The sequence below is a fragment of the Kribbella orskensis genome (assembly GCF_004342085.1).
Classification (GTDB): Bacteria; Actinomycetota; Actinomycetes; order Propionibacteriales; family Kribbellaceae; genus Kribbella; species Kribbella orskensis.
Window position 1 is genome coordinate 611,437 of the sequence record NZ_SLWM01000002.1, and the last position, 21,361, is coordinate 632,797.

The 21,361-nt window shown below is 69.6% G+C and carries 17 protein-coding genes; 6 read left to right on the plus strand and 11 right to left on the minus strand.

Annotation, left to right across the window (positions count from 1 at the left end; translation table 11 throughout):
- Positions 1-230: 230 nt before the first annotated feature.
- Entirely contained in the window at positions 231-917 is a 687-nt protein-coding gene (locus tag EV644_RS07905) for a phosphatase PAP2 family protein (protein ID WP_132187831.1), read from the plus strand.
- An 89-nt stretch (positions 918-1,006) separates the two neighbouring features.
- On the opposite strand, the gene EV644_RS07910 is transcribed toward EV644_RS07905, so the two are convergent.
- The 11 genes from EV644_RS07910 to EV644_RS07960 all read right to left on the minus strand — a co-directional run bounded on the left by EV644_RS07910 (position 1,007) and on the right by EV644_RS07960 (position 12,561).
- On the minus strand, positions 1,007-1,990 hold the full coding sequence (locus EV644_RS07910; protein ID WP_199239683.1) for a phytanoyl-CoA dioxygenase family protein: 984 nt from the start codon (positions 1,988-1,990) through the stop codon (positions 1,007-1,009).
- A gap of 75 nt (positions 1,991-2,065) precedes the next feature.
- Positions 2,066-3,391 (minus strand): glutamate-1-semialdehyde 2,1-aminomutase, encoded by a 1,326-nt coding sequence (locus tag EV644_RS07915; protein WP_132187830.1) that lies wholly within the window; start codon positions 3,389-3,391, stop codon positions 2,066-2,068.
- On the minus strand, positions 3,388-3,936 hold the full coding sequence (locus tag EV644_RS07920) for a dTDP-4-dehydrorhamnose 3,5-epimerase family protein (RefSeq protein ID WP_132187829.1): 549 nt from the start codon (positions 3,934-3,936) through the stop codon (positions 3,388-3,390). The genes EV644_RS07915 and EV644_RS07920 overlap by 4 nt, the downstream gene beginning before the upstream one ends.
- 2 nt (positions 3,937-3,938) lie before the next feature.
- Positions 3,939-5,198, minus strand: coding sequence for a polysaccharide pyruvyl transferase family protein (locus tag EV644_RS07925; protein ID WP_132187828.1), 1,260 nt, complete (start codon positions 5,196-5,198; stop codon positions 3,939-3,941).
- A 2-nt stretch (positions 5,199-5,200) separates the two neighbouring features.
- The gene (locus tag EV644_RS07930; protein WP_132187827.1) at positions 5,201-6,151 is read right to left on the minus strand and encodes a glycosyltransferase family 2 protein; all 951 of its coding nucleotides are present in this window, start codon (positions 6,149-6,151) and stop codon (positions 5,201-5,203) included.
- Positions 6,148-7,449: an MATE family efflux transporter gene (locus tag EV644_RS07935; protein WP_199239684.1), complete on the minus strand. Its 1,302-nt coding sequence runs from the start codon at positions 7,447-7,449 to the stop codon at positions 6,148-6,150. Before EV644_RS07935 ends, EV644_RS07930 begins: the two co-directional genes overlap by 4 nt.
- 2 nt (positions 7,450-7,451) lie before the next feature.
- The gene (locus tag EV644_RS07940; RefSeq protein ID WP_158292766.1) at positions 7,452-8,576 is read right to left on the minus strand and encodes a class I SAM-dependent methyltransferase; all 1,125 of its coding nucleotides are present in this window, start codon (positions 8,574-8,576) and stop codon (positions 7,452-7,454) included.
- Between the two features lie 47 nt (positions 8,577-8,623).
- Positions 8,624-9,271 carry a PIG-L deacetylase family protein gene (locus EV644_RS07945; protein ID WP_132187825.1) on the minus strand — a complete coding sequence of 216 codons (648 nt, stop codon included), beginning with the start codon at positions 9,269-9,271 and terminating at the stop codon, positions 8,624-8,626.
- Positions 9,271-10,212, minus strand: coding sequence for a glycosyltransferase family protein (locus EV644_RS07950; protein WP_199239685.1), 942 nt, complete (start codon positions 10,210-10,212; stop codon positions 9,271-9,273). The genes EV644_RS07945 and EV644_RS07950 overlap by 1 nt, the downstream gene beginning before the upstream one ends.
- Positions 10,213-10,252: 40 nt before the next feature.
- Entirely contained in the window at positions 10,253-11,485 is a 1,233-nt protein-coding gene (locus tag EV644_RS07955) for a class I SAM-dependent methyltransferase (protein ID WP_132187824.1), read from the minus strand.
- The gene (locus tag EV644_RS07960) at positions 11,485-12,561 is read right to left on the minus strand and encodes an NAD-dependent epimerase/dehydratase family protein (RefSeq protein WP_132187823.1); all 1,077 of its coding nucleotides are present in this window, start codon (positions 12,559-12,561) and stop codon (positions 11,485-11,487) included. The genes EV644_RS07955 and EV644_RS07960 overlap by 1 nt, the downstream gene beginning before the upstream one ends.
- 162 nt (positions 12,562-12,723) lie before the next feature.
- On the opposite strand from EV644_RS07960, the gene EV644_RS07965 reads away from it, so the two are divergent.
- The 5 genes from EV644_RS07965 to EV644_RS07985 are packed head-to-tail and all read left to right on the plus strand — an operon-like array spanning position 12,724 to position 21,355.
- Positions 12,724-14,046 carry a nucleotide sugar dehydrogenase gene (locus EV644_RS07965; protein WP_132187822.1) on the plus strand — a complete coding sequence of 441 codons (1,323 nt, stop codon included), beginning with the start codon at positions 12,724-12,726 and terminating at the stop codon, positions 14,044-14,046.
- Positions 14,043-15,287, plus strand: a complete 1,245-nt coding sequence (locus tag EV644_RS07970; RefSeq protein WP_158292767.1) for a glycosyltransferase family 4 protein — start codon at positions 14,043-14,045, stop codon at positions 15,285-15,287. Before EV644_RS07965 ends, EV644_RS07970 begins: the two co-directional genes overlap by 4 nt.
- 1 nt (position 15,288) lies before the next feature.
- Entirely contained in the window at positions 15,289-17,199 is a 1,911-nt protein-coding gene (gene asnB, locus EV644_RS07975) for an asparagine synthase (glutamine-hydrolyzing) (protein ID WP_132187820.1), read from the plus strand.
- Positions 17,200-17,225: 26 nt separating this feature from the next.
- Positions 17,226-19,394 (plus strand): bi-domain-containing oxidoreductase, encoded by a 2,169-nt coding sequence (locus EV644_RS07980; protein ID WP_132187819.1) that lies wholly within the window; start codon positions 17,226-17,228, stop codon positions 19,392-19,394.
- On the plus strand, positions 19,391-21,355 hold the full coding sequence (locus EV644_RS07985; RefSeq protein WP_199239686.1) for a heparinase II/III family protein: 1,965 nt from the start codon (positions 19,391-19,393) through the stop codon (positions 21,353-21,355). Before EV644_RS07980 ends, EV644_RS07985 begins: the two co-directional genes overlap by 4 nt.
- Positions 21,356-21,361 lie beyond the last annotated feature (6 nt).

Sequence of the window (21,361 nt, forward strand, 5' to 3'; positions counted from 1 at the left end):
CAGTCTGCCCGTCAGCACTGTCAATCAGTGGGAGCCTCGCCTCCGCACCGACCGTTTCTCCGCGGCCACCCCCCGGCGAACCAGTCCGCACCACCATGTGTCCCCGGCTCCACATCCCCAGAATTCACCAACCCGTCGGCGGCAAGTCACCGCAGGGTACTACGGGTGCCCCACGTCTGCGACCGACCTCCCGAAAACCTGGGGATAGAATTTGCATCGGGTGGGGGGACATGACTACAGACAACGCTGATCCCGCGCGTCTCGGCGAACGTGGACGGAAACCGGCGGTCATACCCGCGTTGCGGGGACCGGCCGTAGTGCTGATGGTCCTGGGGGCGCTGCTGCTCGTCGTACCGGCCCTCCTCTACGCCGGTGACAGCGGGCCGAACCGGATCGATCGGTGGATCCAGCCGGCCGTCAACACCCCTGCCGGGGTCTGGCAGGTCGCGCTGACCGTCGACTGGACCGGTGAGCCGGCCGGCCGGGTGGTCACGGTCCTGATCGTGGCGGCGCTCTGCTTGCTCACCGGACGCCGGCGACTCGCACTCGTCGCGGTCCTTGGCCCGTTCCTGACCACTGTGCTCGCTCTGGTGCTCAAGCAGCCCGTGGACCGGCGGATCCATGGAGACTTCCTGTCCTACCCCAGTGGCCACACCGCCGCCGCGACAGCGATCGGATTGGTGCTGGGCCTGCTAGCCGCCGATCTGCTCAAGGCGGGACGCCTCGTCGGTACTGCGCTGGTGCTGGGGCTCGCGGTGATCTGTGGCGGGCTGATGGCCTGGGCCCAGATCGACCTGACCGCCCACTACCCCACCGACACCATCGGCGGCTTCGGCGCCGCTCTGCTCGTCGTCCTGGCCACCGCACTGCTGATCGACCGGTTCGCCGGGAGGCGACAGGTGACCACCCGCCGCTAGGGCGTGCCTCCCGCTCCCGGAGACGCACAGGAGCAGGGGAGACACGCCCTGGGCCCGGCCGGCGCCGAGGGTTGCGCCGGCCGGAGAACTCACACCGTCGCGGGCTCGGAAATGTCCGTCCCGGGTGGCGGGATCTCCGCCGTGATCGGCGCGGGCTTCGGGATGTCGTACGCCGCGATCAGCCCCTCGGGCAGATGCTCGAGGTCGCTGGTCCGCAGGTAGTCGCCCATCGTCGTCCCGGTCGACTCCGAGTCGATGTTCGGCGCCGCCCGGTGGGCCGCCGCGTCACCGAGGTGCACGGTGCGCAGGTCGATGCTGAACCGCGTCCGTCCCGAGGTGTTCGGCACGCTGGAGTGCAACTGCGCCCCGGAGAACAGGATGATCCCGCCCGGTTGGCAGATCGGCCGGATCTGCGGCACCAGCTCGACCTCCTCCTCCGGCACCGGCTGCACCCGGGTGTCGGTGCCGATCTGGGTCGCCGCGATCAGCCGGCTGGTCGCGTTCCACTCCGCGTAGTTGTAGACCCGCGAACTGTTCTTCACCGGTGTCTGCCAGTACCGCGGGTGGAAGGCGAGCCCGTTGTCCGCGCTGATCGGGAAGATCGGCAACCACCAGTTGAGCTGGCAGTAGGGCGCGGAGTACCAGGTGTCGCGGTGCGGGTGGAACGCGAATGCGATCCCGGTGGTGAGGTAGTCGTTCGACGTCGAGCTCCGCATCCGCGGTACGTCGAAGTACACCTGTTCCGGGTCGCAGCCCAGATCGACCAGCATGTCCTGGATCAGCCGCTTCGACTCCGGGTGGTGGATGAACCGCGGCTTCAGCTCGGCGAGCAGCGCGGCGTACTCCTCGACCGCCATGTCGAACTGCGCGGTCTCCGGATCGAGTGGAGCGAAGGCCTCGCGGGCCAGCTCCGCGGCGAACTCCGTCAACGCCAGCGTCGACGGGCGCGGCGAGTAGACGAACAGGTCGCCGTCGTACAACTTCTGTCTGCGTTCATCGTCGGTGAAATCCGCGTCGATGTAGATGGCGTGCAAGGTGGAACCCCCTCTGTCACGAGCGAAGCGCTCAGTCATGGCCGAGGGCAACAGATCGTGCCCGGGCCTCCCCCAGTCAGGTCCGGTCACAGACCGTCCTAACAAGCTTTTGTGTCACGCGAACCGGCGGAACACCGGTTTGACTGGCCGTCCTCCTGTCCATCCGCTGGGATCGCCGGCGTCCAGGGCCTTGCGGTAGACCGCGCAGGCTCCTGCGACCGTGTCCACCGTGCGACCGATGTCTTCATCGGTCAGCGCGGCGCTGACCACGAAGGACGGGCCGATCACTCCGCCGAGGATCAGTTCCCGGAGAAAGAGCGTGCGGTACGGCTGCGACGGCTGCAGTTCCTCATCGAGCGTTGCGAAGACCAGGTTGCTTGCGCGGCCGCGCACCACCACGTGGTCCGCCACGCCGGCCGAGGCCGCCACCTCCCGTACGCCGGCCGCGAGACGGTCCCCGATCTCGTGCAGGCGTTGGGCGATCCCCTCCTGCTCGTAGACGTCCAGGACCGCCATCGACGCAGCCAGGGAGTGCGTTTCGGCACCATGCGTGGTGGACAGCAGGAAGACCCGCTCCCGGCTGTCGTGCAGTCCGCCGCGCTCCATCAGCTCGCGCCGGCCGGCCAGAGCGGACACGGCGAACCCGTTGCCCAGCGCCTTGCCGAAGGTCGAGAGGTCGGGCGTCACTCCGTAGATGCCCTGGGCCCCTTTTTCGGAGAAGCGGAAGCCGGTGATCATCTCGTCGAAGATCAGCAGGGCGCCGTACCGGTGGGCGAGGTCGCGCAACCCGGCGAGGTAACCCTCCGGCGGGTCGTGCTGGGTGGCCGCCTCGAGGATCAGGCAGCTGACCCGCCCGTCGTGCTCGCGCAGCATCTGCTCTGTCGCCGCGAGATCGCCGTACGGGAAGCGGACGGTGAGCTCGGCCACCGCCTCCGGGATGCCGGCCGACATCGCGGTCGTCGCGATGAACCAGTCGTCGGTGGAGAAGAACGGCTGGTCGCCGCAGATGGCCACCAGCGGCCGGCCGGTGACGGCACGGGCGAGCTTGACCGCGGCCGTGGTCACGTCGGACCCGCTCTTGGCGAACTTCACCATCTCGGCGGTCCGGACGGTGCTGAGGAAGCGCTCGGCCGCTTCGAGCTCGATCATGCTCGGCCGGACGAAGTTGGTGCCCCGGCCGAGCTCGCGCTGGACCGCCTCGACGACGCGGGGATGCGCGTGCCCGAGGCTGACCGCGCGCAGGCCGGACCCGTACTCGACGTACTCGTTGCCGTCGGCATCCCAGACGTGCGCCCCGAGCCCGTGCGAGATCACCGGCGCCATACCCGCGGGGTACTGGTCCTCACCCTTCGCGTAGGTGTGCGCACCACCGGGGATGGCCGCGTGCAACCTCGAGTTCAGGTCTCCGGACCTCTCGAAGGACCTGGCGCTCGTGCTCATGACAGCCTCCTGGTCGCGTCGGCCAGCGAGGGCGCCGCCTTGTCCCGGTCGGACATCAGCGAGACCGGGAGCGGCCAGGCGATGTCCAGGTCGGGGTCGTCGAACACGATGGACACGTCCTCGCTCGGATCGTGCGCCCGGTCGATCCGGTACGACACGTCCGCCGGGTCGGTCAGCGCCTGGAACCCGTGCGCGCACCCGGCCGGTACGTAAACCGTGACCTGATTCTCGCCGGTGAGGTCGAAGTACTCGCGATTGCGGTACGTCGGGGAGTCGGGCCGCAGGTCGACGACCACGTCGAAGACGGCGCCGTACGAGCAGCGCACCAGCTTCGCCTCGCCGTCGCCGGAGCGCACGTGCATGCCGCGGACGACGCCCCTCCTCGAGCGGGAGACGCTGTCCTGCTGGAACGCGTCGGGATCGAGGCCCGCGGTCCGGACGATCTCGCGGTCGAAGGTGCGGCAGAAGAAGCCGCGCTCGTCCACGTGCGGCGTCGGCAGGAACATCAGCGCCCCTGCGATCCGCGGTACCTGGATGACGTCCATCGTTACTCCCCCTGCTCGATGTCGACCGCGACGTGGGACCCGGTACCGGCGCCGAACAGCGCCGCGGACAGTACGTCGTACTGCCGCTCGAGCGACTCGGCGTACTCGGCGTTCTTGGCGCGCATGGCCGGCACGACCGTGGCCGCCCGGGCCTCGAGTGCGCGGAACTGTTCGATCAGCCGAGCCACGTCGAGGCTCTGGATCGGCTGCCGGAACTCGGCCAGCCGCATCTGCTCCATCACAATGTCGCTCTTGGTCCCGTAGCTGATCGAGATGGTCGGTTTCGACAGCTTCAGCGCGGACAGCACGTTGTGGTACCGCGAGGCGACGACAACGTCGACCCCGGCCAGCTGTTCCATCAGCTCGCCGAGCGACTCGGCCTGCTCGCCGATGAGCCGCTCCTCCACCAGGTCCGGCCGGGTGCGCCGCAGGTCGTCGAACACGGCCTCGACCACGGACTGGTCGGACGGGTCGCCGGTGACCAGGCGGATCCGGTAGCCCGCGTCGACCAGCCAGCGGGCGAACTCGACGATCTTCGCGGTGTACGCGGCGTAGATCTCGTCCGCCCGGGCCCGATCGGCGTTGGTGCCGTGGTAGGCCATCACCCCCAGGCCTACGGTGCGCTGCGGCCGGCCGGACGAGACGGGCGTGGGTTCCGGCAACGCGAAGGCGAGGTCGGGATAGACCTCGTCCCGGCTCGTGTCGAGACCCATCTGCCGCATCGCGTCCCGGGAATAGTCATCTCGGTAGGAGCGGTACGACGCCAGCCGCGCGGCCCCGGTGAACAACCAGCGGAGCGACCGTTCGCGGGCGACGTTCGCGCCCACGTTCACGAAAGCGGACTTCGCGCCGGTCAGCCGTGCCGACAGCGACATCAGGAACAGCGCGTAAGGCCAGCCCCACGGCCGCAGCTCGAGCGTGGTCTCGAACACTCCCATGCCGGGCACGATCACCACGTCGTACCGGCGGAGCAGGCGCGGCATCCGGACCACGTCCGCCACCTTGCCGAACGCCTTGCGGGCAACGGAGTCCAGCCTCGAACGGCCGGGGCCGTGCGCCTGGTACCAGGTGATGGCGACCGACGGAATACCGTACTGGCGCTCCAGCTCCTCGGGTCCGGCGCAGACGCAGCTGATCTCCGCGTCCGGGTGCCGGGCGCGGACGAAGGCCAGCATCGCGTCGAGCGAGCCGTGGTTGCCGAGGTTGCCGGATCCGAGCAGGCCGAAGAAGGCGACCCGCGGCGAGCTCCCTGCGCCGTCCATTCCTACGAGCCCTCCCGCTCCCGGTGCCCGACGACCGCCGAGCTGTCGGGGATCGCCGTCGGCGCAGTCGCCGGCTTGCTGTCCTCGATCCGCCCCGACGATCGGCGCACCGCGCGGCTGGCCATCCAGCGCGTCAGGTGGCCGTAGCACTCGCGCCGGTCGGCCGACGACAGCGGTGCACGCCGGATCCCGCCGACGAAACCGCTGACGTACTCGCTGATCAGCCGGGCGGTGGGATGCACCAGCCGGTTCGCCCGCCGCGGCTCCATGTTCGCCGAACGGGAGCGGATGGTCGGCTTGGCCCGCTCGGCCCGATCGGCGTGGTCCCGCCGGAAGAACAGCAACTCGGGCACCTGGTGGAACCGTCCGTACAGCGCCAGCTCGGCCATGATCGTCCGGTCGGAGTGGTGATAGCTGCCGTTCAGCGGTGTACGGCGCAGGATGTCCGAGCGCATCACGCCGTAGAAGTCGTCGCCGCCGACGGTGAACAGCATGCTGCGGAACCGCTCCGGTGCGTGCGGGTTGTCGGTGGTGAGCGGGTAGTCGACCTTCAGCACGATGTCGCCGGCCCCGTCGATGATGGCCTGGTAGGCGTGGGCGAGCACCAGGTACGGGTCGTCGTCCAGCGCCTCGACACAGCGCGCCAGCAGGTCCCGGCCATAGAGATCGTCGTACGACGCCCACTTGAACAGCTCGCTGCCGGACTGCTCGAAGCAGTAGTTGTGGTTCGGCGTGGCGCCGATGTTGACCGGCTGCCGGAAGTAGCTGATCCGCGGGTCCTTCGCCAGGTAGTCCCGGCAGATCTCCTCCGTAGCGTCGGTCGAGGCGTTGTCCGAGATGATCAGCCGGAACTCGCCGTAGCTCTGCCCCAGCAGCGCGTCCAGGGACTCCGTCAGGTACTTCTCGCCGTTGTAGACGGGGAGTCCGACGGTCAACCGCGGTGCCGCGTTCATGTGCTCCTCATTTCTGGCATCTCTTCTCGGTCCGTACCGACCTCGGCGACGTCCGGCAGGGCTTCAGCCTGGGCTTCGGCCTGCAGACGTTCCCGGATCCCGGCACGGAGGTACACCCACCAGACGATCGCGCCGACCAGGGTCGCGCACGCCGATCCCCAGGCTGATCCTTCGGCGCCGCCCAGGGCGCCTCCGGTCACACCACCGACCAGGTAGGCCGCGGACGCCCACAGCTGCGCCCGCAGACTCCGCCGGGCCACTCCGAGTGCGCGCAGCCCCGCTGCCGCCCCGGTGTAGAAACTGGCGTTCATCACCGACAACGTTGCCGGGAGCAACAAGGCCTGGGCCGAGGACCAGACCTCGCCGAGCAGCTTGTGGCCCCAGTCGTGCGGCAGGAAGATGATGAGAGCCAGGCCCCAGATCAGTGCCGCGGCGGCCTGAGCGCCACCGAGCATCAGGCAGAAGGTCCGCAGCTTCTTCACAGATCGCCGCAACACCCGCGCCGCTTCCGGTACCGCCACCAGACCGACACCGGACAGCACGATGAAGAACGGGCCCAGCAGTATCTCGGCGCCGCGGACGGTACCGACCGCGGCGATGCCGGCGAAGGCCCCCAGGCCGTACATGCGCAACTGGTACGCACAGCTGATCGTCAGGTTCTCGGCCAGGTAGCGCAGGCTGAGATCGCGATGCTGGGTGAACCACTGACGCGCCCGGAACAGCCTCGGCAGGATCCCGGCCTGCAGACCGCTCACCACCGCGGCGAACGCGCCGGCGGCACCCCAGGCCAGCACGAACATGGTCACGCTGGCGCGCTGTGAGGCCAGATAGAGCAGTGGCACCAGGGCGATGGCCCAGGTGATGTCGCTGATGAAGGCCTTGCCGCCCTGGCCGGACGTGAAGAAGGCGAACCGCCAGCTGTCCTGCAGCGTCAGGGCCGGCAGCACGACGCCCAGCGCGACGAAGGCCGCGCCGGGTTTGCCGCCGAGGGCGAGACCCGCGGCGACGCAGATCGCGCCGGTGCCGAGGCCGACGGCGATCGCCATCCCGGACGCGCTCGCCACCGCCGGCCGCCACAACGCCCGCGGTACCCCGCTGAAGCGGACCGCGAGCGGGTCCGTGGCCAGGCCGCGGGAGATGTTGACCACGACGCCGTACGTCACCCAGGCGAGGCTGAAGGCGCCGAACTCCAAGGCGCCCAGCGACCTGGCGACGACGATGCCGACCACGAAGCTGACCATGCTCGTCACGGCCTGGTCGGCAAGTCCCCAGCTGAGCCGGCTCAGGACCCCCCTCATGGTCAGCCCACGACTTCGTGCGGCTCGGGGAGCGGGACCAGGTACGTGGCCCCCCAGCCGCCACCATCGGCCTCGAGCTGCGAGATCACCTCGTCGGCGATGTCCCAGGTGAGCACCAGGACGATCTCCGGCCGGGCCGCCCGCAGTTCGTCGATCGAACGGATCGGTACCCCGGAACCCGGGATCCGCCGGCCGTGTTTGCCGGGCGCGGCGTCGACCGTGAAAGCGAGCAGGTCCGTGCCGACCTTGCTGAGGTCCAGCAGCACCGGCGCCTTCGAAGGTGCGCCGTAGCCGAGGACGGTACGGCCGGCCGCCTTGTGCCGGGCCAGTTCGTCATGCAGCGCACCCGCCGCGTGCCAAGCCGCCTCCTGCAGACCGGCCAGCTGGATCTCGTCGGAGATTCCGGCAGCGGCCTCGTCCCGCAGTGTCTCGGTGACCGACTCGTCCGGCCGGGCCTCGGCTTCGTGCCGGAGCATCACCCGGAGGCTGCCACCGAACATGTCGATCCGCTGGACCGACTCGACCGCCAGGCCGTACAGCGTGCCGAGGCGGATCACCGCGCCCAGCGAGAGGTACGACCAGTGGCCGTGCCGGATGGTGTCGAACTGGTTGCCGATGAACAGCGGCAGCAGGTGGTGGAACTCGAGCACCAGCAGGCCACCCGGGGCCAACCGCTCCGCGCGAAGCTTCATCATCTCGCCGACGGCCGGCTCGTGGGCGATGCCGTGCACGTCCACCACCAGGTCGGCTAGCCCGGAACCGGTCGCGACCCGGCAGCCCGCGGCCTGCAGGTGGTCGAGCCAGGATCCGCCGTGGTGACTGGCGAACTCGAACACCGTCTTGCCGGTCAGCTCGGGGTGATCGCCCAGCAGTTCCTTCACCGACGCCTCGGCGTGGGCCAGGCTGGTCGCCGACTCGACGGCCAGCGGCGGTTCGGGCAGCTGCGGCTCGACCGGTCCCAGCTGGACCAGCTTGCAGTCACGGCAGAGCCAGAGCTCCAACGGCCAGCGCGGGTCCTCGTCCGGTGTGTCGACCGGTGGGAAGTGGTCCGCACACGGCTGAGCGCCGAGATCCACCACCGGCACGACGTCGTCGCCGGCGCACCCACGACAGCTGAAGCTCTCCACTTCTCCCCCTCCGGTCCCCATGTCTCTCACGTCCCTCACCACGTCCCTCACCACGTCAACGTCGCCTTGGCCGTCGTGAACGCCTCGGCGTACTGCGCGCGGCACTCCATGCCGCGAAGCCGGGCCAGGCCGGCGAACACTTCCTCGTCGAACCAGTCGTGCTCGACCTGCGACGGGAAGGCCTTGTACAGCCGCGCGACCTTCTCGCGCAGCTGCTCCTCGGTCAGGGCGACATACAGCCACGGGCGGCTGAAGTCCCCGTCCCACTTGGGGATCTCGTAGTTCAGCACCAGGTGGTCGCGCCACACCGTGGGCGCCAGCTCGGCGATGGCGCGGTGGTCCTGGTGCGCGTCGGTCCGGCTCGGCGCCAGCACGAGATCCGGCCGGCGCCCCCGCGCCGTCGTCTCGAGCAGTTCCTTGACGTCCTCCCAGTACGTCGGGAGGCGGCCGTCCGGCAGCTCGGCCGACGTGATCGTCACCTCGCACCCGGGCAGGAAGAGCTCCGCGCTGCGGCGGGCCTCCTCCAGCCGGAGCGGACTACCGGTGGCGATCACGAACTCGGCGGTCAGGCCCGGCACCGTCTCGGCGAGCCGGAGCAGCGTGCCCCCGCAGCCGATCTCGATGTCGTCCGGATGCGCGCCGAGCGCGACCATGTGGCTCTCGCGGCCGCTGAGGCCGAGCTGGAACGGCAGCATCAGATCGCCACCACCGCCGGCGCCGGCAGCTCGACGCCGTTGTCCGCGGAAGGCGGAGCCGCAGGCACGGACGCGCTGTGCCCATTAGTGCTGGGCCCGTTGGCGCTGTGCCCGTTGCCGTTCTGGCCGCTCATGTGGAAGCCGTTGCCCTGGTGGCTGCTCGCCTCGCGGGTCCAGACCGCCCACGGCTTCGTGCCGGACCGGTACAGCTCCTCGAGCTGGCTGCGCTCCTTGAGCGTGTCCATCGGGGCCCAGAATCCGTGGTGCGGGATGGCCTGCAGCTTGTTCATCGCGGCCAGCCGCGGGAACGCGTCGCCGACCAGGTCCTCGCCCGGGTGCAGGACGTCGAAGACCTCCTTGCGCAGCACGAAGTACCCGCCGTTGATCCACAGCGGCAGCTCGGTGACCGAGCGCAGCCCGTTGATCCGGGCGTCGTTGCCGAACTCGACGATGTGGAAGGACGCCTGCGGCGGGACGGCGAGCAGGCTCGCGGTGACGTCGCTGGCCAGCACCTGGTCGACGATCTTGTCCATCGGGGCATCGGTCAGCACGTCGCCGTAATTGGCCAGGAAGACGTCGTCGTCCTCCAGGTACGGGCGGACCCGGCGGAGCCGTTCGCCGATGCTGGTGTCGATGCCGGTGTCGACGAAGGTGATCTTCCACTCGCTGATGTCGGAGTCGAGCAGCTCGATCTGCTGCCCGCCCTTGGTCATCACGAAGTCGTTCGAGTGGGTCTCCTCGTACCGCAGGAAGTACTCCTTCACCGCGGCTCCCCCGAACCCCAGACAGAGGATGAACTCGGTGTGGCCGAAGTGCGCGTAGTACCGCATCACGTGCCACAGGACCGGCCGGTCGCCGATCGTCATCATCGGTTTGGGTGCGGAGTCGACTCCGCTGCGCATCCGCAGTCCGAGCCCCCCGCAGAAGATAACGACCTTCATGGAACCCCTCCCTGGTCGTTCGCCGGTGAATGCCGGCTGGTCAGATCACTTCGAGGCGCGGGATCGGGACGACGAACCTGGCGCCCCACTCCCGTGCGTAGCCGAGCTGGTGCACGATCTCCTCCCGCAGGTTCCACGGCAGGATCACGATGTAGTCGGGGCGGACCTCGGCGAGCCGCTCCGGCGGATGGATCGGGATGTGCGTCCCGGGCAGGTACATGCCGTGCTTGTACGGGCTGCGGTCGACGGTGAACGACAGCAGGTCCTCGCGGATCCCGCAGTGGTTCAGCAGCGTGTTCCCCTTGCCGGGTGCGCCGTAGCCGGCCACCGACTTGCCCTCGCGGGCGGCTCCGACCAGGAACTCGACCAGGTCGGCCTTGATCGCGAACACGTCCTTGGCGAAGCCCGCGTGGCCCTCGACCGTGTGCAGGCCCGCGTCCTCCTCGTTCTTCAGCACCTTGAGCACCAGGTCGGACGGCTCCCCCGCCGTCTCCACCGGTGTCGACATGACCCGCAGCGAACCGCCGTGGCTGACCAGCTCCTGGACGTCGACCACCTTCAGGCCGGCCTTCTCCAGCGCCGCCGAGGCGGTCTTCAAGGTCAGGTACGAGTAGTGCTCGTGGTAGATCGTGTCGTACTGCCGGCCCTCGATCAGCCGGAGCAGGTGCGGGAACTCCAGCGACACCAGACCGTCGTCCTTCACCAGCGCCCGCAGGCCCTTGGCGAAGTCGACGATGTCCGGCACGTGCGCGAACACGTTGTTGCCCACCACCAGGTCGGCCTTGCCGTACCGGGCCGCGGCGTCCTGTCCGGTCTCCTCGCCGAGGAAGTAGCTCTCGGTCCGGATGCCCTTCTCGTTGGCCACCTCGGCGATGTTGGCGGCCGGCTCGATGCCGAGCACCGGGATGCCGAGCGCCACCGCGTGCTGCAGCAGGTAGCCGTCGTTGCTGGCCGCCTCGACCACCAGGCTCTCGGCGCCGAGGCCGAGCCGCTCCTGCATGTCGACGACGAACCTGCGGGCGTGCTCCACCCAGCTGGTCGAGAAGGACGAGAAGTACAGGTAGTCGCTGAACACGTCGTCGGCCGCGACGTACGCCGGCAGCTGGACGAGCAGGCAGTTGTCACAGATCCGCACGTGCAACGGGTAGAACGTCTCCCCGTCCTCGAGCTGGTCGGCGCGCAGGTAGCTCTCGCACGGCGGCGACATGCCGATGTCCACGAACGTACGCGTCAAGGGCTCGCCGCACAGGCGGCAGCCGAGAGATTCCCCCATCAGTGCATCTCCTCGAAAACAGGTGACCCGGGTGCCGGGAACTGGTCGTCTGTGGTCCTGCGGAGCTGGTCGTCGACCAGTCCGAGCTTGAGCAGCTGGTTGATCCGGCGCAGCCGGACGAACTGCGCGGAGTTGAAGTCCTCGAGGGTCAGACCGTGCCGCCGGTACGCCGCGGCGAGCTCCTCGACCCCGGCGCGCACCGTCCACTGCAGCTTCAGCTCGGGGAAGGTGTCACCGAGCTTGGAGAAGTCGACCTTGTAGTTGCGCAGGTCCGGCCCGGCACCCTCCGCGAACGACACCTTCGAGCCGGGCACCGCCTCGCCGACCATCTCGGCGATGTCGCGCACCTGGACGACGTCCTCCGGCCGGCCGACGTTGAAGGCCTCGTCGTGGATCACCTCGCGAGGTGCCTCGAGCGCGGTGAGGAAGGCGCGGCTGATGTCCTCGATGTGTACCAGCGGCCGCCACGGCGACCCGTCGCTCTCCATCCGGATCTCGCCACTGGTCATCGCGATCGCGGTCAGGTTGTTCACCACGATGTCGAGCCGCAGCCGGGTGGACACGCCGTACGCGGTGGCGTTGCGCAGGTACGTCGGGCTGAAGTCGTCGTCGGCGAGCTTCGAGAGCTCCTTCTCCGCGAGCGCCTTCGTCTCGCCGTACGGGGTGACGGGGAACATGTCGGCGTCCTCGCCGACCGCCTCGGACCCGGCCGCGCCGTACAGGCTGCAGGAGGAGGCGAACAGGAAGCGCTCGATGCCGGCGGCCTTGGCGGCCTCGGCGACCCGCAGCGTCCCGTCCAGGTTCACCGAGTACGTCGTGTCGCGGTTCAGGTGGCCGAGCGGGTCGTTCGACAGCGCGGCCAGGCAGACGACGGCGTCGTAGCCGTCCAGGTGCTCCGGCCGGACGTCCCGCATGTCCACCGGCGGGCGGCTGCCGATCGGGTCCGGACCGCCGAGCAGGTCGCAGCCCTCGTACAGGCCGAGATCGAGGCCGTCGACCTGGTGGCCCGCGTCGCGCAGGAACGGAACGAGCACCGCGCCGATGTAGCCGCGATCCCCGGTGACCAGAACTCTCATCGACATCTCCTCGCCGCACTTCCCGCTGGCCGGACCACTTCCGGCTTCCGACTAGAAGAGATCCGCGACAGGGGCGTCTGATACATCGAAAAAATTCTGTATCAGGCCCGGTGTGCCGTTGCTCTCTTCAGCACTGCCTGGACCGCACACATTGGGGGCGTTATGAAGGTTGCCGTATTCGGCTTGGGCTACGTGGGGTCGGTGACCGCCGCCTGCCTCGCCGCCAACGGCCACGACGTCTGGGGAGTGGACGTCGACACCGCGAAGGTCGATCCGATCACCGAGGGTCGCAGCCCCGTCGTCGAGCCCGGTCTCGACGAGCTGATGGCGAACGGGGTCGCCGCGGGCAGGTTGCACGCGACCACGGATCCACACCTGGCCCTGGAAGGGGCGGACGTGTCCCTGATCTGCGTGGGGACGCCGTCGACCGCCAGCGGCAGTACCGATCTCACCTACATCCGCCGGGCGGTCCAGGACATCGCCGCGGCCGCGAAGGACGTCGCGCCGCCGGACTCCGGCTTCCACAGCATCGTCATCCGCAGCACCGTGCCGCCGGGCACCGTCGACGACGTCGTCGGCCCCGCCCTGGCGGGCGAGCTGTCGACCGGCGGTTTCACCTTCGGCACCGCGATGTGCCCGGAGTTCCTCCGCGAGGGCTCCGGCCTGGCGGACTTCTTCGCGCCGCCGTTCGTCGTGGTCGGCACCGCCGACGCCCGGGTCGGCGACGCGCTGACCGAGCTGTTCGGCTTCCTGCCCACGCCGGTCCAGGTGGTCGACGTGCGCACCGCCGAAGCGCTCAAGTACGCCTGCAACGCGTTCCACGCGACGAAGGTGTCGTTCGCCAACGAGATGGGCCGGATCTTCCGCTTCTACGGCGTGGACTCGCGCCAGGTGATGGAGATCTTCTGCCAGGACACCAGCCTGAACATCTCGCCGTACTACCTGCGGCCCGGCTTCGCGTTCGGCGGTTCGTGCCTGCCCAAGGACCTTCGCTCCGTGCTGCACCTGGCCCGGACGAACGACACCGACCTCCCGTTGCTGGCCGGCACGCTGGCCACCAACGAGCTGATCGTCCGCGACGTCGTCGACCGCGTCCTGACCAGCCCCGGGCGCGAGGTCGCCCTGCTCGGGCTGAGCTTCAAGACCGCGACCGACGACCTGCGCGAGAGCCCGAGCGTGGAGCTCGCCGAGCGGCTGATCGGCAAGGGCTACAACCTGCGGATCTACGACTCGATCGTGAACCCGAGCCGGCTGGTCGGCGCGAACAAGCGGCACGTCGAGTCGAAGCTGCCGCACCTGCAGCGGGTGCTGACCGGCGACCCGGTCGAGGCGCTGCGCGGCGCCGACCTGGCCCTGGTGTCCACCACGGACGCCGAGGCGGTCGAGGCGCTGCTCAGCCACCCGCCGGCCCGGACCATCGACCTCAGCGGCCGGCTCGGCGCGCAGGTCGAGGCGCTGGCCGGGTACGAGGGAGTCGGCTGGTGAAGACGCCACGCGTACTGATCATCATCCAGAACCTGCACATCCCGTTCGACCGGCGCGTCTGGCTGGAGTGCCAGGCGCTGGCCGGGGCCGGGTACGACGTGACGGTGATCTGCCCGAAGGGGCCGGGCGACCCGGCGTACCAGGTGATCGACGGCGTCGTCGCGCACCAGTACCGGGGCTACTCGCCGGGTGGCAGCAAGTTCGGCTACATCGCGGAGTACGTGTACTCCTTCCTGCAGACGCTCCGGCTCGTACTGCGGGCCCGCCGCGCGGGGAAGTTCGAGGTGATGCAGGCGTGCAACCCGCCGGACATCTTCTGGCCGATCGCGATGCTGCTGCGCCGGATCGACGGCACCAGGTTCGTCTTCGACCACCACGACCTCTGCCCCGAGCTCTACCAGTCGCGCTTCCCGGACGCGGCGGGCCTGCCGTACAAGGGCCTGCGGTTCCTGGAGCGGATGACACACCGCAAGGCGGACCACGTCATCTCCACGAACGACTCGTACCGCAAGATCGCGATCACCCGCAGTGGCAAGGCGACCGACGACGTCACCGTCGTCCGGACCGGCCCGGACCCCGACAAGCTGCGGCGGGGCCAGGCCGACGAGTCCTGCCGGCGCGGCCACCGGTACCTGGTCTCCTACATCGGCGTGATGGGCCCGCAGGACGGCGTCGACATCGTCGTCCGGGCCGCGCACGAGGTGGTCAACAAGCTCGGCCGCACGGACGTGGCGTTCACCCTGATGGGCAGTGGTGACTCCTTCGACGAGGTGGTGGCGCTGCGCGACGAGCTCGGCCTGGCCGACCACGTCGAGTTCACCGGCCGGGTGCCGGACGAGACCGTCCAGCGGGTGATGTCCACCGCCGACCTGGGCCTGTCACCGGACCCGAAGAATCCGCTGAACGACGTCTCCACGATGAACAAGACGATGGAGTACATGGCCTACGAGCTCCCGGTGGTCGCCTTCGACCTGGTCGAGACCCGGGTCTCGGCCGACGACGCCGCCGTGTACGTCGAGCCGAACGACGTGGAGAAGTACGGCCACGCGATCGTCGGACTGCTCGACGACGACGTCCGCCGCCGCCGGATGGCCAGGTTCGGGCGCGAACGGGTCGAGCAGATGCTCGCCTGGGAGCACCAGCAGAAGGCCTACCTGGAGGTCTACGACCGGCTCACCGGTCGGGACAACACCGGGGTCGGCGACAGCGCGGGCGGGGCCGCCCGGGTTACGGGGTCCTGACGTGTGCGGAATCGCCGGCTGCTACCAGCAGCACGACGGGCTCGTCCTGACCGAGACGATGAGCGAGCGGATCGCGCACCGCGGCCCGGACGCGACCGGGGTCCACCGGGTCGAGGACGGCCGCATCAACGCCTACCTCGCGCATCGCCGGCTCTCGATCATCGACCTGTCCGGCGCGGCCGACCAGCCGCTGTCGAAGCAGGGCCTGACGATCAGCTACAACGGCGAGCTCTACAACTACAAGGAACTGCGGGCCGAGCTGGCCGCGTCCGGCTCCACCTTCGTCACCAGCTCGGACACCGAGGTGGTGCTGGAGGCCTGGCGTCGCTGGGGTCCGGCGGCGCTGCCCCGGTTCCGGGGCATGTACGCGTTCGCGATGCTGGACGAGCAGAGCGGCAGCCTGTACCTCGCCCGCGACCCGCTCGGCATCAAGCCGCTGTACTTCCTCCGCCGGCACGGCGGAGTCATCTTCGCGTCCGAGCTGAAGGCCCTCGTCTCGGCGGTCGGCCCGGAGCTGCGGACCGATCCCGGCGCGCTGATCGCCTCGATGCTCTACTACTGGCTGCCCGAGCAGCGCTGTGCGATCGAGGGCGTGGAGAAGCTCCCGGCCGGTTCGTGGGCCGAGTTCCGCCCCGACGGCACCAGCCGGCACGAGACGTACTGGCGGGTGGCGGACGTCGCGGCCGAGGCAGCCGCCGGGCCGCCGGCCGACCTGCGCCAGGTGATCGAGGAGTCGGTCGCCGCGCACCTCGTGGCCGACGTACCGGTGTCGACCTTCCTCAGTGGTGGGCTCGACTCGAGCCTGGTCACCGTGCTGGCGAAGCGCAGCGATCCGAACATCGACGCCTACACGATCACCTTCCGGGCGCAGGACCAGAAGCTCGAGGCGATGCCCGACGACGCGATCTACGCCCGCAAGGTGGCAGCGCAGTTCGGGGTCGACCTGCACGAGATCGAGATCGCGCCGGACGTGGTCGAGCTGCTCCCCCGGATCGTCGACATCCTGGACGAGCCGATCGGCGACCCGGCCGCGATCAACACGCTGCTGATGTGCGACGCGGCCCGCGACGCCGGGGTAAAGGTGCTGTTGTCCGGGATGGGCGCCGACGAGCTCTTCGGCGGCTACCGCAAGCACCTCGCCTGCGTGATGGGCGCCCGCTACCAGCAACTGCCCGGCTTGGTACGCAACGGCATGATCGGTCCCGCGGTCCGGCGACTGCCGGTCACGGCGAACGGCCGCGGGCTGCGGTACGCACGCTGGGCCAAGCGGTTCCTCACCTTCGCGGACCTGCCCGAGGAGGCCGCGTTCCGGCGCAGCTACACGATGTACGACGCCGACGAGCTGGCCGGGCTGCTGAACCCGGACCTCGAGCCGTACGTCGGGAAGCTGCTCGCCGAGCACAGCGACCTGTACCACGACACCACGCTCGACGACCACGTGAGCCGGATGTGCCTGGCGGACTCGCGGATGTTCCTGCCCGGCCTGAACCTGGCGTACACCGACCGGTCCAGCATGGCGGCGTCCACCGAGGTGCGGACCCCGTTCGTGGACCCGGAGGTGTTCCGCGCGGCGTTCTCGATCCCGGGCAAGGACAAGATCCAGGGGCGGCAGGGCAAGGTCGCGCTGAAGCGTGCGGCCGAGGCCTGGTTGCCGAAGGAGATCATCTACCGGCCGAAGGCGTCGTTCAGCGCGCCGCTGCGCGCCTGGGTCCGCAACGACCTGCGCGAGCTCGTCGACGACGTGCTGCTGAACGGCGAGCTGGTCGGCAGCGGCTTCCTCCAGCGGCAGGCCGTCGCCCGCCTCGTCGAGGACGAACGAGCCGGCCGCCAGGACTACTCCAAGCAGATCTGGCAGCTGCTGACCTTGGAGACCTGGTGCCGGAATCTGAAGGAGCAAGGCGTCAGTACATGACCCTCCTACCCGAGCGAGAGACGACCATGAAGCAGGTAGCGCAGAACTACAAGTCCGGTGAGCTCGCGGTTCTCGACGTGCCACCGCCCTCCTGCGCGCCCGGTGGCGTGCTGGTCCGGTCCCTGTACTCGCTGATCTCCACCGGTACCGAGCTGATGAAGGTCGGCGAGGCCCGGTTGTCGATGGTCGGCAAGGCGCGGGCCCGTCCGGACCAGGTGAAGAAGGTGCTGGACTCCGTCGTCCAGCAGGGCGCGGTCAACACCTACAAGAAGGTGATGAACAAGCTCGACTCGTACACGCCGCTGGGCTACTCGCTGTGCGGGGTGGTCGTCGAGGTCGGCAAGGGCGCCGAGGAGTTCAGCGTCGGCCAGCTGGTGGCTGCCGCGGGCAACGAGTTCGCGCTGCACGCGGAGTACAACTGGATCCCGGTCAACCTGTGCGTGCCGGTGCCCGACGGGGTGCCGGCCGAGCAGGCCGCCTTCTCGACGGTCGGCGCGATCGCGATGCACGGCGTCCGGCAGTCGGAGGTCCAGCTCGGCGACACGGCGGTGGTGATCGGGCTCGGTCTGGTCGGCCAGCTCGTGGTGCGGCTGCTGGTCGCGGCCGGAGTGCGGGTGTTCGGCATCGACACGGTCGACGACCGTTGCCGGATGGCGGAGAAGGCCGGGGCGATCGCGTGCTCGTCCGCAGACGAGGCGGGGGTCGCAACACTGGAGCGGGCCCTGCTCGGCGCGAGCAACGGGCTCGGCGCCGACCACGTGCTGCTGGCGGCCGGCGGCCACTCCAACGGACCGGTCGAGACGGCTGCACGGCTGGCACGCGACCGGGCCCGCATCGTCGACATCGGCAAGACCAAGCTCGACCTGCCGTGGAACGCCTACTACGACAAGGAACTGGACGTCCGGTTCTCCCGGTCGTACGGACCCGGCCGGTACGACGACCGGTACGAGCTCGAGGGCATCGACTACCCGGCCGGGTACGTCCGGTGGACCGAGCGCAGGAACCTGGAGTGCTTCATCGACCTGATCGCGCGCGAGCAGATCGACGTGTCGTCGCTGGTGGCGCGGATCTTCCCGATCGCGGACGCGACCGAGGTCTACCAGCAGCTCAGCACTGGTGCCCTGCCCGGCGTCGGCTTCCTCTTCGAGTACCCGGACTCCGGGCCACTCCCCCAGGCCACACCGCAGCCAGCTCAGCAGCCAGTGCGGCCGGAACGGACGACCACCGGCACTGCGGGCAAGGTCCGGCTCGGGTTCGTCGGCGCGGGCAACTACGCGTCGTCGATGCTGCTGCCGCACCTGGCGAAGAACGAGGACGCCGCCCTGGCCCATGTCGCCACGAACAAGTCGCTCTCGGCGGCCAATGCCCAACGCCGGTTCGGCTTCGAGAGCATCTCGACCGACGCGGACGCGGTACTCACCGACGACTCGCTCGACGCGGTGTTCGTGGTCACCCGGCACAGCAGCCACGCCGCCCTGACCTGCCGCGCGCTCGAACAGGGCAAGGCGGTCTTCGTCGAGAAGCCGCTGGCGCTGACCGCGGCCGAGGTGGACCGGATCGTCGCCGTCGTCGATGCCACCGGCAACGACCGGCTGATGGTCGGCTTCAACCGCCGGTTCGCCCCGCTGCTCACCGACCTGCGGTCGCGGTACGGCGATCCCGGCGGCGGCTCGTCGCTGCGCTACCTGGTGAATGCCGGCCGGCTGGACTCCAGCAGCTGGTACCTCGACCAGGACCGCGAGGGCACCCGGTTCGCCGGCGAGGGCGGCCACTTCATCGACACGGTGTCGTGGTGGCTGGACAGCCTGCCGACCGAGGTCTACGCAATGCCCGGGCCGGACGCCGGTGACGTGACGGTGAACATGCGGTTCGAGAACGGCTCGACCGGCACGATCAGCTACCTCAGCGGTGGCAACGCGCGGTTCCCGAAGGAGACGATCGACATCACCGGCAGCGGCCGGAACGCCCGGTTCGACAACTTCCAGAAGGCGTCGCTGTGGACCGGCCGGCGCCCGGCGACCCGCAAGGCTCGCGGTGGCACGGACAAGGGCCAGCGGCACGAGCTCGAGAGCTTCGTGGCCGCCGTGCGCTCGGGTGGGCCGATGCCGATCTCCTTCGACTCGCTGATCGCCACCACTCGCGCCACCATCGCCGTGGATCGGAGCCTGGCCAGCGGCCGTCCGGAGTCGGTGTGAGCCGCCAGTCAGTGGGTTGGTACGTCCGCCGCCTGCGGCGGATGTCGCCCACCGAGCTGGTCTGGCGCACCCGGGACCACGCCCGCCGGACGACCTGGGCGCACCAGCAGGTGCGACCCGGCGAGGACGTCAACGCGCACCCGCCCGGGCGGTACGAGCGGCCCTTCGCCTCGACGCTGCCGCCCGCCACGGTGACCGCCGTACCGGAGGAAGCCGCCAAGGCGGTGATCTCCACGGCGGACGCGATCATGGCCGGCGAGCTGGAGGTGCTCGGCGTCGATCGCACCGATCTGCGGTCGCCGGACTGGTTCCGTGACCCGGTCACCGGGCGGCGGTCGGACCCCGCGCAGTACGCGTTCCGCCTGAACCACCGCTCCGAGGAACTCGTCGGGAACGTCAAGCAGGTCTGGGAGTTGTCCCGGCACCACCACCTGACGCAGCTCGCCGCGGCCTGGTACCTGACCCACGACGACGCCTACGCCGACCGGGTGGCGGAGCAGCTGAACGACTGGTGGCGGACGAACCCGTTCCTGTCCGGGATCCACTGGACCAGCGGGATCGAGGTCGGCACGCGGCTGATCAGCTGGACCTGGATCCGGCGGTTGCTGGAGGACTGGCCCGAGGTCGGGGACCTGTTCGAGCACAACGAGCTCGCGGTCCGGCAGATCCACTGGCACCAGCGCTATCTGGCCGCCTTCCGCAGCCGCGGGTCGTCGGCGAACAACCACGTGATCGCCGAGGCGGCGGGACAACTCGTGGCCGCCTGCGCGTTCCCCTGGTATGCCGAGAGCAGCCGGTGGCGGCGGGACGCGGCGACGCTGCTCGAACGCGAGTTGGACGCGAACACGTTCCCGTCCGGGGTCAACCGCGAGCTGGCCACTGACTACCACCGCTTCGTGTCCGAGCTCGGCCTGTACGCCGCTGTCGAGGCTGACGCATCAGGTCATCCGCTGTCGGCCCGAACGTGGTCCCTGCTCACGCGCACGGTCGACGTGGCCGCCGCGATCGTCGACGAGAGCCTGCGCCCACCGCGCCAGGGTGACGACGACGAGGGCCAGGTGCTGGTGCTCGATCCTCCCGATCTGACCAACTGGTCGGCCTTCCTCTCCCTGGGTGCTGCGCTGGTGGGACGTGCCTCCTGGTGGCCACAGACGCCCGCCACGACGGCCGCCGTACTGGCTGGATCCCTGGTGAAGAAGCGTTCTCAGGCTGATCGGCCGGACGAGCGGCCGGAGCATTTCGCGGACGCGGGCCTCACGATCCTGCACAGCCGCGACGACGGCCCGGAGATCTGGTGCCGCGGGGACGCGGGGCCGCACGGCTTCCTGTCCATCGCGGCGCACGCCCACTCCGACGCGCTCTCGCTCGAGGTCCGGGTCGGCGAGGTGGACATCCTGGCCGACCCCGGGACGTACTGCTACCACGGCGAAGAGGACTGGCGGAACTACTTCCGCTCGACGATCGGCCACAACACCCTAGAGGTCGCTGGGGCCGAGCAATCGGTGCAGGGCGGGGCGTTCCTCTGGCTCCGCGGCGCGACCGGTCGAGCCCAGAACTTCTCCGCCGGCGACGATGTCTCCACCTGGAGCGCCGAGCACGACGGATACCAGGCCTCCGAGCCGCCGGTCACGCATCAGCGAGCGGTCACGCTCGACGACGGAGTACTGCGGGTCGAGGACCGGGTCGATGCGGCAGCGCCCGTCCGGCTGGCCTGGCACCTCGGGCCGGAGGTCAGCGTTGAGCTGGACGGCTCCGTCGCCCGACTCCAGTGGCCGACCGGTACTGCGACCGTGGAGCTGCCGGCGGGGCTGGTCTGGAGCACGCACCACGGGGACACCGAGCCGATCCTCGGCTGGTACTCGCCGCGCTTCGGGCACAAGGTGGCGAGCACCACGCTGGTCGGTTCCGGACGGGCCGAAGCGGGGACTCCGCTGGTCAGCAAGTTCCGATTCCGTCACTGACCGGTC

Excerpts from the sequence above, each read along its gene's own strand:
- EV644_RS07905 (WP_132187831.1), top strand. The coding sequence starts at position 231 with ATGACTACAGACAACGCTGATCCCGCGCGTCTCGGCGAACGTGGACGG.
- EV644_RS07910 (WP_199239683.1), bottom strand. The coding sequence starts at position 1,990 with ATGACTGAGCGCTTCGCTCGTGACAGAGGGGGTTCCACCTTGCACGCC.
- EV644_RS07915 (WP_132187830.1), bottom strand. The coding sequence starts at position 3,391 with ATGAGCACGAGCGCCAGGTCCTTCGAGAGGTCCGGAGACCTGAACTCG.
- EV644_RS07920 (WP_132187829.1), bottom strand. The coding sequence starts at position 3,936 with ATGGACGTCATCCAGGTACCGCGGATCGCAGGGGCGCTGATGTTCCTG.
- EV644_RS07925 (WP_132187828.1), bottom strand. The coding sequence starts at position 5,198 with ATGGACGGCGCAGGGAGCTCGCCGCGGGTCGCCTTCTTCGGCCTGCTC.
- EV644_RS07930 (WP_132187827.1), bottom strand. The coding sequence starts at position 6,151 with ATGAACGCGGCACCGCGGTTGACCGTCGGACTCCCCGTCTACAACGGC.
- EV644_RS07935 (WP_199239684.1), bottom strand. The coding sequence starts at position 7,449 with ATGAGGGGGGTCCTGAGCCGGCTCAGCTGGGGACTTGCCGACCAGGCC.
- EV644_RS07945 (WP_132187825.1), bottom strand. The coding sequence starts at position 9,271 with ATGCTGCCGTTCCAGCTCGGCCTCAGCGGCCGCGAGAGCCACATGGTC.
- EV644_RS07950 (WP_199239685.1), bottom strand. The coding sequence starts at position 10,212 with ATGAAGGTCGTTATCTTCTGCGGGGGGCTCGGACTGCGGATGCGCAGC.
- EV644_RS07955 (WP_132187824.1), bottom strand. The coding sequence starts at position 11,485 with ATGGGGGAATCTCTCGGCTGCCGCCTGTGCGGCGAGCCCTTGACGCGT.
- EV644_RS07960 (WP_132187823.1), bottom strand. The coding sequence starts at position 12,561 with ATGAGAGTTCTGGTCACCGGGGATCGCGGCTACATCGGCGCGGTGCTC.
- EV644_RS07965 (WP_132187822.1), top strand. The coding sequence starts at position 12,724 with ATGAAGGTTGCCGTATTCGGCTTGGGCTACGTGGGGTCGGTGACCGCC.
- EV644_RS07980 (WP_132187819.1), top strand. The coding sequence starts at position 17,226 with ATGAAGCAGGTAGCGCAGAACTACAAGTCCGGTGAGCTCGCGGTTCTC.